The 17,548-nt window shown below is 46.1% G+C and carries 16 protein-coding genes; 4 read left to right on the forward strand and 12 right to left on the reverse strand.

Going from position 1 to position 17,548, the window contains the following annotated elements; genetic code table 11:
• Window positions 1-24: 24 nt before the first annotated feature.
• On the forward strand, window positions 25-1,119 hold the full coding sequence (locus tag BUR42_RS04100) for an epoxide hydrolase family protein (RefSeq protein WP_234979605.1): 1,095 nt from the start codon (window positions 25-27) through the stop codon (window positions 1,117-1,119).
• Here BUR42_RS04100 and BUR42_RS04105 read toward each other — a convergent pair.
• The 9 genes from BUR42_RS04105 to BUR42_RS04145 all read right to left on the reverse strand — a co-directional run bounded on the left by BUR42_RS04105 (window position 1,103) and on the right by BUR42_RS04145 (window position 10,847).
• Entirely contained in the window at window positions 1,103-1,513 is a 411-nt protein-coding gene (locus BUR42_RS04105; protein WP_074238022.1) for a transcriptional regulator, read from the reverse strand. The two genes, BUR42_RS04100 and BUR42_RS04105, sit on opposite strands and share 17 nt — an antisense overlap.
• A gap of 101 nt (window positions 1,514-1,614) precedes the next feature.
• Window positions 1,615-2,820 carry an RNA polymerase sigma factor gene (locus BUR42_RS04110; RefSeq protein WP_074238023.1) on the reverse strand — a complete coding sequence of 402 codons (1,206 nt, stop codon included), beginning with the start codon at window positions 2,818-2,820 and terminating at the stop codon, window positions 1,615-1,617.
• Window position 2,821: 1 nt separating this feature from the next.
• Entirely contained in the window at window positions 2,822-3,175 is a 354-nt protein-coding gene (locus BUR42_RS04115; RefSeq protein ID WP_074238024.1) for a YciI family protein, read from the reverse strand.
• Between the two features lie 10 nt (window positions 3,176-3,185).
• Entirely contained in the window at window positions 3,186-3,743 is a 558-nt protein-coding gene (locus tag BUR42_RS04120) for a dihydrofolate reductase family protein (RefSeq protein WP_074238025.1), read from the reverse strand.
• A gap of 105 nt (window positions 3,744-3,848) precedes the next feature.
• Complete coding sequence (locus BUR42_RS04125; RefSeq protein WP_084185371.1) at window positions 3,849-5,387, reverse strand: glycoside hydrolase family 28 protein; 1,539 nt, start codon at window positions 5,385-5,387, stop codon at window positions 3,849-3,851.
• A gap of 87 nt (window positions 5,388-5,474) precedes the next feature.
• Window positions 5,475-7,874 (reverse strand): ABC transporter permease, encoded by a 2,400-nt coding sequence (locus tag BUR42_RS04130; RefSeq protein ID WP_074238026.1) that lies wholly within the window; start codon window positions 7,872-7,874, stop codon window positions 5,475-5,477.
• A gap of 131 nt (window positions 7,875-8,005) precedes the next feature.
• Window positions 8,006-8,824, reverse strand: a complete 819-nt coding sequence (locus tag BUR42_RS04135) for an SDR family oxidoreductase (protein ID WP_074238027.1) — start codon at window positions 8,822-8,824, stop codon at window positions 8,006-8,008.
• A gap of 29 nt (window positions 8,825-8,853) precedes the next feature.
• Complete coding sequence (locus BUR42_RS04140; protein ID WP_143197329.1) at window positions 8,854-9,894, reverse strand: hypothetical protein; 1,041 nt, start codon at window positions 9,892-9,894, stop codon at window positions 8,854-8,856.
• The gene (locus tag BUR42_RS04145) at window positions 9,891-10,847 is read right to left on the reverse strand and encodes a c-type cytochrome (protein WP_074238029.1); all 957 of its coding nucleotides are present in this window, start codon (window positions 10,845-10,847) and stop codon (window positions 9,891-9,893) included. Before BUR42_RS04145 ends, BUR42_RS04140 begins: the two co-directional genes overlap by 4 nt.
• Before the next feature lie 235 nt (window positions 10,848-11,082).
• Between BUR42_RS04145 and BUR42_RS04150 the strand changes: the two genes are divergently transcribed.
• The gene (locus BUR42_RS04150) at window positions 11,083-12,630 is read left to right on the forward strand and encodes a hypothetical protein (protein WP_074238030.1); all 1,548 of its coding nucleotides are present in this window, start codon (window positions 11,083-11,085) and stop codon (window positions 12,628-12,630) included.
• Between the two features lie 14 nt (window positions 12,631-12,644).
• Complete coding sequence (locus tag BUR42_RS04155) at window positions 12,645-14,186, forward strand: hypothetical protein (protein WP_074238031.1); 1,542 nt, start codon at window positions 12,645-12,647, stop codon at window positions 14,184-14,186.
• Window positions 14,187-14,224: 38 nt separating this feature from the next.
• Here BUR42_RS04155 and BUR42_RS04160 read toward each other — a convergent pair whose 3' ends face one another.
• The 3 genes from BUR42_RS04160 to BUR42_RS04170 form a co-directional block, all read right to left on the reverse strand.
• The gene (locus tag BUR42_RS04160) at window positions 14,225-14,977 is read right to left on the reverse strand and encodes an SDR family oxidoreductase (protein WP_074238032.1); all 753 of its coding nucleotides are present in this window, start codon (window positions 14,975-14,977) and stop codon (window positions 14,225-14,227) included.
• Between the two features lie 22 nt (window positions 14,978-14,999).
• On the reverse strand, window positions 15,000-15,740 hold the full coding sequence (locus BUR42_RS04165) for an SDR family oxidoreductase (RefSeq protein WP_074238033.1): 741 nt from the start codon (window positions 15,738-15,740) through the stop codon (window positions 15,000-15,002).
• Between the two features lie 85 nt (window positions 15,741-15,825).
• Entirely contained in the window at window positions 15,826-16,755 is a 930-nt protein-coding gene (locus BUR42_RS04170; RefSeq protein ID WP_074238034.1) for a helix-turn-helix domain-containing protein, read from the reverse strand.
• Window positions 16,756-16,879: 124 nt separating this feature from the next.
• On the opposite strand from BUR42_RS04170, the gene BUR42_RS04175 reads away from it, so the two are divergent.
• Window positions 16,880-17,461, forward strand: a complete 582-nt coding sequence (locus BUR42_RS04175; protein WP_074238035.1) for an RNA polymerase sigma-70 factor — start codon at window positions 16,880-16,882, stop codon at window positions 17,459-17,461.
• The last annotated feature ends 87 nt before the right edge of the window (window positions 17,462-17,548 follow it).

The following is a 17,548-nucleotide window of genomic DNA, read 5'->3' on the forward strand; positions in this document are numbered from 1 at the left end:
TCCTGGCAGCAATTTTGCGGTGGCATGTATATGAAAACAAGTTCATTTCGCGTAGATATTGACCAGTCTGTTCTGGATGATCTTAAAAGCAGGATATTGGCTACACGATGGCTGCATGAAGATCTAAAAGAGCTGGCAGATCACTGGGCTGGTGATTTTGACTGGAGGAAAACAGAAGCTGCAATCAATGCTTATCCACAGTTCATCACTGAAATAGATGGATACAAGATACATTACCTGCATATTAAAAGTGGATCAGCTGCTGCTTTGCCGGTTATTATCAGCCATGGATGGCCGGGTTCCTTCCTGGAAATGCTGCGGGTGATCCCGCTGTTAACAACGGATTTCAACCTCGTGATACCATCTTTATTAGGATTCGGATTTTCAGATAAACCAAAAGGGCCGGGTGTTAATGCTACATTGATGGCCGGGCTTTGGGTAAAGTTAATGCGGGAGCTGGGATATGAGGAATTTATTGCGCAGGGTGGTGACTTCGGGGCCATGATCTCAACGCGTATGGCCATGAATTACCCGGAGCACCTGCTAGGCTTACATCTGAACTACATTCCTTTTAGCTATCAGCCGTATCTGCCACCGGGAGAAGAATTAACTGCAGCGGAAAAAGAAGCGCAGCAGCAGATTACTGAGTTTTTCAAAGCAGAAGGTGCTTATGCGCAGGTACATACCACCAAGCCAAAGGTACTTTCTTACGGCCTGAACGATTCACCGGCAGGCTTATGTGCCTGGTTGCTGGAAATCTTCCGCAGCTTTTCAGATCCCTCCCGGCCACTTGAGGAACTATTTAACCGTGATGAGCTGCTGGCGAATGTTACATTATACTGGGTAACGCAAACCATATACTCTTCCATACACCTGTATGGCGAAATAGCAAAAGAACCGTTTCGGTTCGGAAAGGATGATTTTATTCATGTGCCGGTAGGGATAGCACATTATAAATACCCTGTGGGTTTCCCTGCAAGAACTTATGTGGAAAGAGGATATAATGTGCGTTACTGGCATGATATGCCCAAAGGAGGGCACTTTGCTGCGATGGAACAGCCGGAATTATTTGCGGCGGACCTTAAGGCGTTTGTTAAACTGCTTACTTCTCCAGCCTGATCATACATTTAACGTCTTTATCGTTCAAATACCACTCCACACAATATCCCTGGGGATCTAAGCCCGGTTGTTCCCGCAGTTTGTCGAATGCCTTTCCTATTGAAGCGATATCTTTCACATAGTTTTTAACGATGATCTGCACGTACTTTCCTTTTTTGAGGATGAGGGTGTCACATTTATATTGCTCCGCCTCCCCATGGAAGGTTTCTTCTGTAGCAGCTTTGTAAACAATGCCTTCGCCGTTTTCAGGGCGGGATATACCAAAGTAGCCCCTTTTTGTGGAGAAGGGCACCATGTTATGCAGTTGCTCGTGCGCTGTGAGCACGCCTTCCGGGAAAGAAGTTGCGGTTACATAAAAGACTTTAATGTCTTTCTCTAAGAATGAGGTTTCCATGTTATGCCTTATTTTAATTGCCTTGTAAATGTAGGGCAGGGAAAAAAAACGGCTGATGGTGAGAAGCGACATTTTTGGGGGGAATTGCGACAGGTTGTTTTTTAGATAAGCGCCATTTTTCGCTGAAGGGCTTCCTTTTCCGCCTTGTTCTTAGCCATGGAAATGGCCTTGGCAAAATGGGCTTTTGCAGTTGTGTTGTTGATCTCCGTGTATAGTTCACCCAATAGCGCATAATAGAGATGATGATCGGTCAGCTCCAGTTTCTCTGCGGCTTGAATGGCTTCCGGTTTACCATTTGCTTTTGAAAGCGCATAAGTTCTGTTGAGTGCGGCAATAGGGGAGTAGGCAATTTGCAATAAGCGGTTATAGTTTTGCAGGATGCTTTCCCACTTTTCCTTCGTATCCTCTTTTTGGGTATGCCAGTAAGCAATGCCGGCTTCCAGGTGGTATTTTGTAACCTTTCCGCTGGCGGAGTTACGGAGAAAGTAAGCGCCTTTACTGATCAGGTCTGTATTCCAGAGACCGGTATCCTGTTCTTCATACAAGATCAGTTCTCCATTTGTGCCGGAACGGGCTTCAAACCTGGAGACATGAAAGCACATGAGCGCCAGTAGTGCATTCACGGGAGGAGTATTGGTACTGTTGTTCTCCACCAGCATAATGCAAAGCCGCATGGCTTCCAGGCAGATCTCTTTACGGAGGTTGGTGTATCCCTCATTGAACAGCAGGTAGATGGTGGTGAGCACAGCTTCCAGCCGTTGCTCTATTTCAGCAGGGCCGGGGAACGCCATCTTTATACCTTCTTCCCGTAGTTTTTCTTTCGCACGGAAGAGCCGTTTATTGATGGTTTCCTTACTCGTCAGGAAAGCATCTGCTATTTCTTCAATCCCAAAACCGCAAAGGATACGAAGTGACAGGCCGATCTGCGATTCGCCGGAAATAGCCGGATGGCAGATGGTGAACATCATCTGTAACTGGCTGTCGTTGATATTTTGCGGGGAAAGGTCCAGGTCTGTTTCCGTTATTTCAGCGGAGCTGTTCTTTAGCTCCGCTGAAATTTTATCTTCAAAGAATGTGCTGCGCTGCAGGTAGTTCTTTGCTTTGTTCTTTGCTACATTATACAGCCATGCGGTGGGGTTTTCGGGCAGGCCTTTTAATCCCCAGGCCTGTGTGGCGGTGAGGAAGGTATCGCTGGCGATATCTTCAGCGATCTCTATCTGTTCAAATCCAAAACGTTTGCAGAGTACGGATACTATCTTCCGGTATTCCGTTCTGAACAGGTGTGGTAAGAGGCTGCCGTTTTCCATCTCACTGCTGATTGTGCACGGAAACGATCTTCCTTACTTCCACACTGTTGTTTGCTCCTGCAAGGATAGGGCATTCTCCTGCTATCCTTACCGCTTCATCGAAATCCTTTGCTGTGATGGTAATGAACCCGGCAATAGATTCCTTAATATCTACATAAGGCCCGTCCGTGATCATATCATTCTTTAATACTTTGCCTTCCGTTGAGAGGCCTGTACCTCCTTTGAACTTGTTCTGCGCAGCGATGCCGCCTACCCAATCCTGGTACTGTTTCATATATACCTGCATCTGTTCGGGAGAAGGCTGTGCTTCTTTGGTAAGCAGGTCGAGGCGCATGAGGATGATGTATTCTTCCATTGTGTATAATTTAAGATATCCGTTGATAGCTCAGCAGTATTACACCGCTCTTAAAGGTACGGGTATTCACTAATTCCAGTTGCAGCGGTTTTGTGATGCCTTTGAACATGGATGTGCCATCGCCAAGTGCAATGGGGTCGACCATGATCTGGTAGGAGTCTATCAGGCCCGCTTCCGCAAACTGGCTGATGATACTGCCGCTGCCCAGGATGGTCATGTCCGGACCTGTTCCCTGCTTCATCCTGGTCATTTCTTCTATGATATTGCCTTTTATGATTGTTGTATTGTTCCAGTCTGCTTTTTTGAGGGTACCTGAAAAAACGATCTTTTTTGCGGCATTCATGCCCCTGGCCATGTCCGGCATATTCCTGAGGGCTTCCGGGCCGGGCCAGTAGCCAGACATCATATCATACGTGGTACGCCCAAAAACAAGCGTATTGCCGGACTTTAAGGCATCTACACCATATTCACTTTCAGGGCCACCGTGGACGTGCCAGCTGATATCGTCCTGGGGGCCTTTGAAGTAACCGTTCAGGGTAATGAAATTAAATGCATTCAACGTTCTCATGATAATAAGTTTTGGTTATATACCTATATCAAATGAGATTCCGGAAATAGGACATGGGGAGGAAAATAAAAAAAAAGCCGTACAACTGTACGGCTTCTCCCTTCATTATTTAGCAGTGCCTGGCGGTTCGTTCTTTGTTAGCTTTACATCCTTACTTTCTGCTCCTTCTATTTTTACAAAATGCTGTGCGGTTCCTTTTGCTTTTACACCACTGATATTGGCCTTGTTTACATTCTCCAGTCTGATGATGGCTTCTGCGCCTTCCGTTGCAGGGATGTTCCAGTCATTGAGCGTTACGTCCTTTCCATCTTCACAAACAAAAGCAGGGCGGAGATCGTTACTGTTCAGGTTGAATTGAATGTTCTTCAGCTTTAAACCTTTCACATGCCTTGCCCAGATGCCGTATGCAGGTACTAAGGGGCCGAAGGTCTTCACTTCGGGATATTTATCGATGGCTTCCGGTACTACCTGGCGGGCGTTTTCTGCGGTGCCGCCACCAGCGAGGTCTATCTTGATATTTTCCAGTGTGAGGCCGGTAATATAATGACCGGGCACACCGGTTATGAGGATGCCGGATGGTGGCATTAGCTGAGCATTCGCTGCTGCCTGGGCGATCACATTCCTTACTGTCACATTTTCCATGGTGCCGGTTTGCTGCTGTGTGTCTTTACCTTTACGGAACACGCTGAGCCTTGAGCCGAGGCGGAAGAGCATGGGTGTTTTCACATTTACCATCTTAATGTCCGAAATGTCTACGTTCCGGAGATGTGCGCCATCAACTGTCAGCAGTTTAATGCCGCCGTTATTGGTATCGTAGATGTAGCAATCTGATATTTTGATGTTCTCGAAAGGGGCCATGGATTCAGTGCCCATTTTAATAGCACCGTGACCACTTTTCAAACGCATGCGGGTAACAACAATGTTATTGCAGCCCATTTTACTGGAAGTAGTTTTAAAACAAAGGGCATCGTCTCCGCTTTGGATATCGCAATCGCTGATGCGTACATCCTGGCAGCCGTCTATATCTATGCCGTCGTTGTGTGGTACGCCGTGGCTAACGATCTTCACTTTCTCTATATTTACCTTTTTGCACTGGAAGTAATGAGAGGTCCAGGCGGCGGAGAATTTGAGGGTGATGTTCTTTACGTTCACGCCTTCGCATCTTACAATACGTACCAGGAATGGACGGCGGCCCCAGCGGAGAGATTCTGAACGGGTATCTGTACGGATCTGTTGCTCTTTTAGTTTTACTCCCTGCCCGTCTATGGTACCATTTCCTTCAATGCCAATGTTCTTTGCATCTACAGCTACTAACAAAGCCCATCCTACATCGATGCCGAGGCCATCTGTGAAGGGATCCATGTTCTTATAATCGTTAACGTCCGTGCTGCCCAGCAGAACGGCATCCTGTTCAAAATGCAGGGTGACCTTATCTTTCAATACAATAGTGCCGGAAAGGAAGGTGCCTTTAGGGAAGATCACTTTGCCACCGCCGCTGTTATGGCATTCGTCAATAGCTTTCTGAATGGCTTCGGTATTCAGTTTCTGGCCGTTGCCTACGGCGCCGTGGGAAATAATGTTTACATCTTTGGCATTCATGCGCAGGCATGCCAATAGCAATAGACAAAGCGTTATAGCTCTCATAATGTGGAAATTCGTGTGAGCCGAAATTAACAGTTGCGGGGAATAAATCAAAGGGTTGTGAAAATAGTATCGCCCCTGGTAAATATACTACTCAGATCGTAAACTGTTAACCGGATTGGCGGATGCGGCTTTTACGGTTTGGAGAACAATCAGTACTGTGGTGATCACTAATAGAACGAATAGCGTAATAATGAACGGCAGCACCGTAATATCTATCCGGTATACATAATCATTCAACCAGCGCTGCATAATAATATAAGCTACGGGACAGGCTACCAACCCTGCCACCAGGATCACCACCACGAACTCTTTCACAAACAGGGTTACAATGCCATTGATGGAGGAGCCCAGTACTTTGCGGATACCAATTTCTTTCCTGCGCTTCTGAATGCTTAAGGAGATCATCCCTGTTACACCTAACAACACAATAATGAAAGAAAGGATGGTAGCGGTATAAGCGGCCTGTTTCAGCTGCACTTCTGTTTGATACATGTTCGCCAGGATGTCGTCTGTGAATTTGTATTCAAAAGGGGCACCCGGGATCAATGCTGCCCATTTACGCTGAAGGGCAGGAATAGCATCGCTTCCTTTAAGTTTGAAGGAAAAGTAACGGAAGATATTGGCGCTTCTTACATTGATGAAGATGATAGGCTGTACAGCCTGCTGCATAGAGGAAAAATGGAAATCCTTTGTAACACCGGCTATGGTGAACAGGCCATTGTTCCCTACCAGTTTTACCTTTTGACCGATAGCATCTGCAGGAAGTTTCCAACCCAGTGAGGTGGCCATCTTTTCATTGATCACTACTTTGCTGCTATCTGTATACAGATCCGGCTCATTGAAATATTTCCCTGCTGCCATAGGAATACCATAAGTATCCGCATAATATTCATCTGTGCTGAGCATATAGGAGGCTACTGCTGTAGTGGAATCTGCGGTACCGCGATACACGTTCAGGTTACCTGAATTGCCGCCATCCGGTATTTCAAAAGAAAGTGTTACTCCTTTTACTTCGGGCATGGCTGCAAACTGTGTACGCAGGCTCTGCATCTGGTTTACGCCTTTAGGTGTCCAATCCCTTGGTACCTGTGCGGATACTACATACTCCTTGTCGTAACCAATATTCCTGCTAAAGAAAAGTTGTATCTGCTTTGTGATAATGAAAGCTCCTATGAGTACAATGGCAGCGGTAAAGAATTGAAATGCCACCAATGATTTACGCAGGACCACATTTTCTTTCACAGATTTCAGGGTGCCTTTCAGAGAGTCCACTGATTTCAGGGAGGATAACACAAAGGCCGGGTATAAACCTGCTGCCAGCCCCGTGAGGCAGATCAGCAATAGCGGAAAAGCGATGAAGTATAAAGGGAACTCATCCAGGGAAGGGAGGGTTCTGTTGAGGATCTGACCGAAAGTGTTCTTCAATGCGAGATAGAGCACAAATGCCAGTATAGCAGAAATGAAAACGAGGATAGTGGATTCTATCAGGAACTGCCAGATGAGTTGTTTCCTTAAACTGCCTAATACTTTGCGTACGCCTATTTCTTTCATACGGGAAGAAGAGCGGCTCACGGAAATATTGATGAAGTTGATAACGGCCATCAGCAGGATAAACAGGGCAACACCGGAAAGGGTATACAACATGCGGCTCACCAGCCGGTTATCTTTTTGAAGGTAATAATCTTTCAGGGCTACCACATATGGCTGTACATTATCTGATACCTGTGCCGGGGTATTTTGTTTGATCAGCACGGCCATGGGCTGTGCCAGCTGAGCAGCGGTTACACCGTCCTGCAATTCCAGCATGCCTACTATATATGGATTGTTCCAGCTTTCCATGTCACGGCCGAAGAAAGGAAATGCCTTGGGCGAAAGATAGATGCCGTTTTCATTCTGATCAGTAAGGCTGGTCACAGAATTTTTGCCATTGATCCTTATCACGGCAGTGACCTGGAAATCATGTTTATCGCCGGAGAAATTTTCGAGGCTCATGGTTTTTCCCAGTGCGTCTGCAGAACCAAAATACTTTTTAGCCATGGTTTCTGTGACTACCATGGAGTAAGGTGCATTGAGCGCAGTGGCGGCATCTCCCTGTAATACTTTGAAGCCATACATGGTAAGGAAGGTGCTGTCTCCGATCTGAACACCCTGGCGGAATTTCTTTTCTCCAACGGCGGCATTGGTGGTAACACCATCCCAGCGGTAGTAGTTCTTTACGAGGGTGGGGTATTGCTCTTTCAGGGCTTTAGCCAATGGGCCAATAGTAGCGAGTTCAAAACCCATATTGGCGTCTTTCCATTTGCTCTGGATGATGTATTGATTGGGGGCGTTCTTCAGGGTAGTATTCACCTGTAATTCGCTCCAAACGTACGCCATGATCAGCATGGCAAAGGTAATGCCTGTTGCCAGCCCGGTAATATTCAACAGGGAATAGAAACGATTTTTGAGGATATTCCGTTGCGCGATCTTAACGTAGTTTAGTAGCATAAGGTATAATTGAACTTCAGGGAACGCTCAAACGAAATGCCATGAATGGAGTTGATTGATAATGAAGTGTTTATAGCTCTATGGATTCTTAAACTGTCCGCTTTTAATACATCCGGTGTTCAGTTTTATATTTACAGGAACAGGTCAGGATGTAATGGCCCGCCGGGTGTAACGGCGTATTTTTCCAGGTCGGTGATCCCTTCGTCCTTTAATACATCTTCATCAATGAAGTTATTACCTGTACAAACGGCAGAAGACCTGCTCAGGATGTAGTATACCGCATCTGCGATAATACCCGGTTTGCGGCTTCTGCTGATAAGTGCTTCTCCTCCCAGGAGATTCCTTACAGCGGCGGTGGCAATGGTGGTAGCAGGCCAGAGGGAATTGGCGGCAATGCCGTAAGTTTTTAATTCTTCCGCCCAGCCTAATACGAGCATACTCATATTGTATTTGCTGATGGTATAAGCCACATGCGGGCCCAGCCATTGTGGTGCTAAATTGACGGGAGGGGATAAGGTGAGGATATGCGGATTGCTTCCTTTTTTCAGCCAGGGGATGCAATGTTGTGTAACAAGAAAAGTGCCCCGCACATTAATATCATACATCAGGTCGAAGCGTTTGGCGGGTGTTTGTTCTGTATTCGTTAATTGTATGGCAGATGCATTATTGATAAGGATATCTATCCCGCCGAACTTATCTGCGGCTTGCTGAACGGCCTGCTGAATATTGGCTTCATCGCGGATGTCTACCTGCACGGGTAGTGCTTTGCCACCTGCTTTTTCCACTGCTTCCGCTACAGAAAAAATAGTGCCGCCAAGGCGCGGGTCTTCTTCCACACTCTTTGCGGCAATAACAATATTAGCACCTTCGGCAGCAAGTTTGAGGGCTATTGCTTCTCCGATGCCTCTGCTGGCGCCGGTAATGAAAACAGTACGGTCCCTGAAAGTCATATTGCGATCATTTTGCTAAAGGTATGTTATTATCCTTTATACATGACCTGCTTTATGATGTCGTAATCAAGGGTTTCCATGGCTTTTTGGATGCGGTCGTTCCAATCCAGGAAAGTGCCTGCAGACCAGATGGTGATCAACCGGATCTTATCGCTCCGGAGGTATTCTTTTTTGAGCTTTACCAGGGAGGCTTTGGAGTTGGGGTATTCTCCCGTGAACAGCCAGAATTTACTGTGGCCGCGTACGGCCTGTTTTTTCAGATCCTCTGGGGTATAAGTGGCGCGCAGTGCCCTGAATTCGTCGAGGTCCTTTTGAAGATCAGCAGCACCTTTCGCTATCAGCTCATTTGCTTTTTGGATCCCCGCTATCATTTCTTTGTTCGTCTTTTCTGCCAGTTCAAGGAATTCTGCGGCCTCTTTGGGTTTCGTTTTTTTAAGTTCCAGGTAATAGCCGTCTTTTGAGGGATCGCGGGGCGTGAAGGTTTGTGGTTTATTTTGCTCTTTATGGTCTTGTATCAGCCTTTGTAACCTGCGTTCAATGAAGTCCAGGTACTCAGCTGTGCTGACGGGTTCCCAGGGAACCTGGCCGTTATAGGTAAGCAGCAGGAAATGATTGCCCAGGCTTTCGTAATATAAGGGTTGCCCGCCTACTGTTTTACTGATCACTGGTTCTTTGAAAGCATGCAGCTTTTCATCTTTCACCGGGCTGTCTTCCAGTGAAGTGTAATGGGGGCCTGTTTTGTTGATGTTGATGCAAATGCCGGCATGGTCTGCCGCTATCCTGTCTGCCTGCGGAATGATGCCGCATTTATTATCCCATCCTCTCTGGCTATAGGCTTTAACATTGATCTGCGCATATCCTCCGCCCATTGTCATAGATGTACGGAACCTGGCAGGAGATATGCTGTTGAAGTGTGCATTGCTGCTCACTACTTTTTCAATCGTAAGAACCGCATTCCGGAATGCAGGGGTACTATTGGAATTTGTTTCCAGCGTGGCAACCCAGGGAGGGCAGTTACCCTGGGCAAAAGCAGTGTTAACAAACAACAGACAAAGGATTAGTGCTCTCATTTTGCTTCTTTGGGGGTAAAGGTGCTGGCAATTACATTGCGCACCGGTTTAAGTGTTTGCAGATAATTATAAATAGCTTTCAGTTCAGTGTCAGACATTCCCTTGTAAGCACTCCAGGGCATAGGGGAGCCATCTACGATCCTGCCTAAACGAAACCGGGCGATAAAGTTCTCCTCGCTCCAGTTGAAGATGCGGCTGCTGGAATCCGGGGTGATGTTTGGCGGGGTATAAGTTCCCAGGCGTTCTTCCATGGGGCCGCCGCCGGCGAAAGGTTCTCCGGTAAAGTTGCCTGCAAGGTCCCTTACAGTATGGCAACCGTTACAGTTGGCGATGTTGTGGGCAAGGTATCTCCCATATTCAGCCGAACTGTCCCGCACAACGGATTTGGGAACTTCTCCGTGTGGCCCGTTCGGTTTGATCATATAGGCCTGGATGAGGTTACCCATGAAATTCAGGTTGTGTTTTGGTACCTCATTTTTAACAGGAGGGCGGGAACGGAGATAAGAGATGATGGCGGTGAGGTCTTCATCGCTGGCATCGTGGAAGGACATGAACTCATATACCGCACGCCCGTCTGCGTGTACGCCGTACCGTAGGATACGTGCAATAGCTTCATCAGAATATTTACCGATCCCGGTTTCCTGATCCGGGGTGATGTTCTTGGAATAAATATCCCCTACAGGCAGTTTAAATACTACGCCGCCGGATAAAGGGATGTCCTGGCCAAGGTTCAGCAGGGAATCGTTGTTGGCGGTGCTGTGGCAGTCCATACAGTGAGCAGGGCCGAATACCAGGTGTTTCCCCTGAGCGATCACAGCGCTGTCTTTCGAGGCTTTGATATCCGGATAGGGAGCATCGTATTTGAGTTTTTGCCGGAAAGGGGTCAGCAGCAGGATAATTGCGATAGGCGTTAATACTATTATCGCCGTCCATTTGAGGATTTTTTTGATCATGAGCCTTGGGGTGTTTTTGTTTTCTGGCGCTAAGGTATTGCGGGGTTGGCTGAGCTGAAATGAGGAAGTGGGTGAGTTGGGGGAATTGGAGGATGAATTGGGAAATTATTAATAGTTTGAAATAAACGCTATATTGAGTCCCGAAATATAAAAGATTTGTTTGCCTTTGCAGGGAGTGTTCCGGAAATCCTATTATATTAGTTTGTTTCACCTGTACCTTACTTTTTCCTGTGCCATGAAGAATTTAACCTGGGTTTTTCTTTTAATCCTATTGCCGGGGCTGGCCTATGCTCAGCACGTGTTTCCCATTAAAGCAGACAGTGTGCGGATCTACAACGTTTGCGATACAGCAGAGCTTATTATTGAGAACAGAACACAGGATACGTTAGGATTCCTTTATAATAAAGGGAACGGGCGTACGGAGTTCCGTAAGTTGAAGCTGCAAGATGTGGGTGGTGGTAAACTGGCCATTGTGGGGCAGGATACCGTCAATATTGCCGGCATTGTAACAAGATCAGTTGATACGTTGTGGCGGAATGGGGATAGTATTGTTTACCGGATAAATAATGTGAATTATGGGGTATTTGCGCCGGCTTCCCTGGGCAAATTGAGCGATGTATTGCTGGCAAGTCCGGCGAACGGGCAGTTGTTGCGGTATAATCTGCCTTTGAATAAATGGGAGAACTGGACGTTTGCGGATACGATGCTGGGGAGGGGGGCTAATTATAGATTCCAGATTTCTCCTTATAAACAGGCTGTAGTAGGCGGGGCTCACTATGATAGTGTAGGGCAGAATAGTATAAGTATTGGAGGAGCTATGGCAAGATCGGATCGTAGCATTGCTATTGGTTCAACTGCCAAGGTCAGCCAAAATAGCCGGGATGCGATTGCGTTGGGCTCAACGGTCAATGCGTTGGCAGATTCAACTATTGTAATTGGTGGTGTTGCAATTGCTGATGCCAGCAATGCTATTGCAATTGGAACAAGTGCGGTAGCTTATTCTATTCAAGCTGTGGTACTGGGATATGCCAACAGAGTAGAAAAGAACAGTAATGGTGCTATTGCTATAGGTGGTTCGTCTATTGCAAGCCGGGATCATTCAATGGCAATAGGGCGGGAGGTAAACGTTGAAGGCGAAAATGCAATAGGTATCGGGGCTTTTGCAAGAGCACAAAACTCAAATGCGATTGCAATTGGCCATCGGGCACGTGCCAGTGGTCAAAATTCTACAGCAATAGGTATAGGTGCCATTGCTGCAGCACCTGGAAGTATGGCATTATATAATAATGATGGGACAATCAATACTACCGACTCTGCTAATGTGCCAAATGGTTTTTATGCGGCTTTTAACGGGTATGAATTATATACAAATAATGCTTTTTCCCTGAAGCAATATAGCATTGATAAAGGAAAAATATTCTTTAATGCGGATAAAAATGCCGTCTCAATAGGGGCGCCTGCTACTTCGCAAAACAGCAGGTTGAATGTTAATGGTAGTTTGGCACTTCCGTTAACGAAAGTGTCCACTGATTATACAATTGCTATTAGTGATCATAGCGTGATAGCATTGAGCAATGTTGTATTAACACTGCCAAATGGTTCAGGGATAGATAGGAGGATCTATATACTGAAGAATGCGGCTGATGTAAGTATAACTATCAATGCGGTTTCACCGCAAAAGATAAAAAGACTTAATTCGGATGTGGCCACGAGTTATTCATTGGCTAGTGGCGGCAGTATTACTGTTCAGTTTGATGGAACAGACTGGTGGATCATTAAATAACCCCCCTTTCGCTCATGAAAAAGATCTTTTTAATCCTAATTTTTTTTCTTGCTGCCGGGCAGATGCATGCTCAACAGATCTATCAGATACGGGCTGATAGTGTTCGGATATATAATGATGTTGGAACCGCTGAACTTATTGTTGAAAACCGGACCAGGGATACACTTGGTTTCCTCTTCAATAAGGGCCATGGCAGAACGGAGTTTCATAAATTGAACCTGCAAAGTTTAAGCGGAGGAAGGATTGCCCTGATTGGGCATGATACGGTAGCTATTAATGTTACGCCGGTAAAGAATGTAGATTCTCTCTGGCAAAAAGGAGATAGTGTAGCCTACCGAATAGATAGCAGGAATTATGCAGTTTTTGCACCTTTGACATTTAGTAAGCTCAATGATGTGAGGTATTTTGCCATTAAAAATGAAGATCTGTTGCGTTATAACCTTTCTCTGAATAAATGGGAAAATTGGGCTTTTGCAGATACACTATTAGGAAGAGATCTTCCTTTTAACCTAGGTATTTCACGCATAAAAACTGCTTATTTTAGCAATGTACCTTACGATAGTATTGGGCAGAACAGTGTTGCTTTAGGTTTTTCTGCGATGGCTAAATCAAGTTCGGCAATTGCTATCGGTTATTTGGCAAGGAGTGCAATCGGTAATAGTATTGCCATAGGCAGCATGTCTAATAATGCCCTTAACGGTTATTCCGTAGCAATAGGGCCATCGGTTTATCTAACCGCAAATAATTCAATTGCCATAGGCGCGCTCGCAAAAGTTACTGTTAGTAACTCAATTGCATTGGGTTACAGTTCAAACGCTATCGTGCCATCATCCATGCAGATTGCAATAGGTGCTTTTTCAGCGGCAAAAGGAGTTTATTCAACGGCGTTAGGTTTTCAGGCAGTAACGGCAGGCGGAACTTCTATTGGGTACAGAGCAGATGCATATGGCACCTCTGTTGCTATTGGTGCAGATTCTCGTACGGCTAATCTGAATGCAATCGCTATAGGCCCTCCCGGAGCTTATGCAAAGACTGTCCAAAGTATGGGTTTATTCGATGCTGAGGATGGCCAGGGTCGTGATTCTGCTAATGTTGTACGTGGCTTTTTTGCCCGCTTTAAAGGAGGGTATGAGTTATACACCGATAGCTCATTTACAATGAAACAGGTTACTGGGGATAAGGGTGCAGTATTTTTTAGTTCTAATCCCCACTCCACTTTTTTAGGACTTCCGGTTTCTTCACAAGCCAGTACTTTAAACGTGAACGGTAGCCTGTCCCTCCCGCTAACCAAAGTATCCTCTAATTACGCCATCACTTCAAATGACTATACCGTAATCGCCTTAAACAGCGTAACGCTCACTTTGCCCGGAGATGTAGGTGCAAACCCGAGATTGTACGAGTTGCAGAACGCCTCCGCCAGCAGCTTAACAGTTGCCACATCATTATCACAAAAGATCAAAAACCTCGATACAGATACCACCACCAGTTATGCATTGGCCAGTGGTGCCAGGATAACTGTACAGTTTGATGGAACAGACTGGTGGATCATTCAATAGAAAAAAGGCATAGCAATAAGCGCTATGCCTTTTTTTATTTAGTTAGTTGCGCCGCCATTGACCAACAAGTGCTGCCCCGAAACAAAGGAGGACAGGTCACTCGCAAAGAACTCCGCCAGGTTTGCCACATCTTCTACCTCTGCCAGTCTTCCCATGGGGCAGCTGTCCAGCAATTGTTTCCTTAATTCAGGATATGCTTTAGGATCTGCAAAGATGCCGGAGTGGTCCACGGCAAAAGGAATGATGGAATTCACCGTTACGCCTCTGTGCCCGATCTCTTTAGAAAGGATGTCCACTAAATATCTCGGCGTGGTTTTGCTACCGCCATATACTGCCATGCCGGGAACCGGAAAGGAGGTAGTGCTGGATGCGATGTAAATGATCCTTCCGTTATCAGATACATGTTTTGCAGCCTGCTGCATGGTGAAGTAAGAACCTTTGGTATTGATAGAAAACACTTTATCGAATTGTTCCTCTGTAAAATCTGTTACGGGTACTTCCACCATTTCAATCCCTGCATTGGCCACTACGATGTCTATCTTTCCGTAAGCGGCGATGGCTTCTGCAAATAACCTTTGCAGGTCTGCTACTTTACTAACATCTGCCTGCACAGCTATCACGCTTGCACCCATGGCTTTGATATTGCTGACCACTTCATCCGCAGAAGATTTGTCTTTGGAATAATTGATCACGATATCTGCGCCGAGAGCTGCGTAACGTTCGGCAATAGCTTTCCCTAAGCCCCTTGCTGATCCTGTGATCAGGGCTACTTTATTGTTTAACCTGTTCATGTCTTTAGTTTTTTAAAATGAATTATGCCATACCGCCATTTACGCCAATGTTCTGTGCGCTGATCCATTTGGCGTCGTCGCCGGCGAGGAAGAGAACGAGGCCGGCAATATCATCCGGTTCGCCGATGCGGTTGAAAGCGGAGAGCGCGGCGAGGCGGTCTATCACTTCCTGCGATTTGCCGTTAGTGAAAAGTTCCGTGTTGGTAGGGCCGGGAGAGATGGAGTTTACATTGATGCCCCTGCTGCCTGCTTCTTTCGCAAATACCCTGGTGAGTTGTTCTACCGCTGCTTTAGTGGCTACATAAGTACCATAGGTGGGCAGCATAATGCGGAGAACAGAAGTGGAGAAATTGATAATGCTTCCCTTGTCTGCCAGGCGGGTAGCGGCTTCACGCATGGTATTGAAGGTACCTCTTACATTGATGTCGAACTGGCGTGTGAAGTCTTCGTCTGTTGTATCTTTTATCAGTTTGGTGAGCATGATGCCAGCGTTGTTCACCAGCACATCTACTTTGCCATATTGTGCAATGGCGGCATCAAAGAGTGCTTTCACCTGCTCTGATCTACTTACGTCTGCCTGCACGGCGATAGCGTTTCCGCCTTGTTGCCTGATTTCGTTCACTACCTGTTCCGCAGCATCTTTGCCACCTGCGTAGTTGACTACTACACTGGCACCGGCGGTAGCCAGTTTATGTGCGATGGTAGCACCGATCCCTCTTGAAGAACCTGTTACGATAGCTACTTTTCCTGTTAGCGTGCTCATAATCTTTTGTTTTAGTTTGATAGAACAAAGATCACCTGTTTTGAACCCCTAAGAAGACGAGTATTTAACAAAAAGATACAAATTCCTAAGAAAGGTGCTGTTTCCGGAAAAGAACCGGGGAGAGGTCTGTATGCTTTTTGAAGTAATTGGAGAAATGGGTGGATTCCGTAAAGCCCAGCTGCCAGGCGATCTCTTTGATGGAAATGGAGGAATTCTGCAGCAGGGACTTTGCTTCGGCAATGGTTTTCTCAGCGATCCAGGTACCGATGGCTTTACCGGTTTTACTTTTGATCACATTGCTGAGGTAATTGGGGTGGAGGTTCAGCTCGTCTGCATAGTCCTGAATACGGTAAGGCTTGTCTGCCTTGCCGCTCATAAGGTCCCGGTAATGTTTTTCCAGCAACCGTTTGAAGGTCTTTACGATCTGGGAGCTTCTGTTCCCTTCATATATAGGATTATAATCTTCCCAGAAGTATTCCTTGATCTTCAGGAGCAGTACCACAAAGAGGTTGCCGATGAGGCGGTTCCTGTAGAGGGAGTCTGAAAAGTATTCTTTCTCTATCTGCTGGTACAGTTGTTCAAACTGGCCAAAGATCTCTGGTTTTAATACCCTGGGTGGTACCGTTTCCGCGAGCAGGAAGGGAAATTCCTCAAAGATCTTTGGATGTACATTCTCTTTCAGGAAGGATTCGCTGAGGGTGATGAGGCATACTTCCCGCATCTCCTGCCAGTGAAAGGATTTAAAATGACCAGGGTTAGTGAAGTAAATGGTACCGGGTGCGGTGCTGAACACCTGGTCGTCTGTAGTATATTGTCCGGATCCGTCTTTTACAAAAACAAAGGAGAAGAAATTGGTCCTGTACACCGGCGATCTGTAGGGCAGGGTATCGTGTATGTCTTTCAGGTTATGAATGGTGAAATCAGACTGTGCATCGATCTTATCGAGCGGCAGGCCCAGGTAAACGTACTGATCATACAACTTGTTAAAAACCAGTTTTTGAGTTGTTTTCTTCATGGGATACAAATATACACATGATGGGGCAGGATGCTAAATAGTGGGCTTAAACTTATATTAGCCATTATCTTGACATTAGCAATTACTTTCCTTAAATTTATTGTTAAATCCTAAGCAGGTTATTTTGTCAATAAGGTCCGTTCATAACGAATCAGCACTGCTGGAGCAGGTAGCGCAGGGAGAACCGGAAGCGTTTGCAGCACTTTTTTATGCCTACCACCATCAACTGGCAGAATATATCTACCTGCTTACGGATTCTATGGAAATGACAGAGGACATTGTGCAGGATGTGTTCATTAAGATCTGGACGAAAAGAGAAACCCTTCCTTCCCTGAACAGTTTTACGCACTACTTATTTATACTTAGCAGGAACCATGCTTTCAATTGCCTGCGCCAGCGGGTGAATGAGCAGGCCCGTCAGCAACAATGGGCAAGGCAGGTGGAGCAGGAAGCTATCCCTTCCGGTTATCAGGAAGACGATTACCGGGCTATCCTGGATGCTGCGGTGGCCAAATTACCTCCCCAGCAGCAGAAGGTATACTTCCTTAGCCGGCATAAGCGGCTGAAACATGAAGAAATAGCCATACAACTGGGCATCTCTACGGAAACGGCCAAAAAACACATGAAACTGGCCCTGCGTTCCATTACACAATACGTTCGTAATCATCCTGATGCGGCCTTGCTGCTGGTTTTATTACTCAGCTGAAACACCGCCATTACTTAGCTGAAAAAATCTTTCCTTCCAACTACCCCTTTTTTTAAACCGCTGTGTCTTTAGTCTATAGAATCTTAT

The sequence above is a fragment of the Chitinophaga niabensis genome (assembly GCF_900129465.1).
Classification (GTDB): domain Bacteria; phylum Bacteroidota; class Bacteroidia; order Chitinophagales; family Chitinophagaceae; genus Chitinophaga; species Chitinophaga niabensis.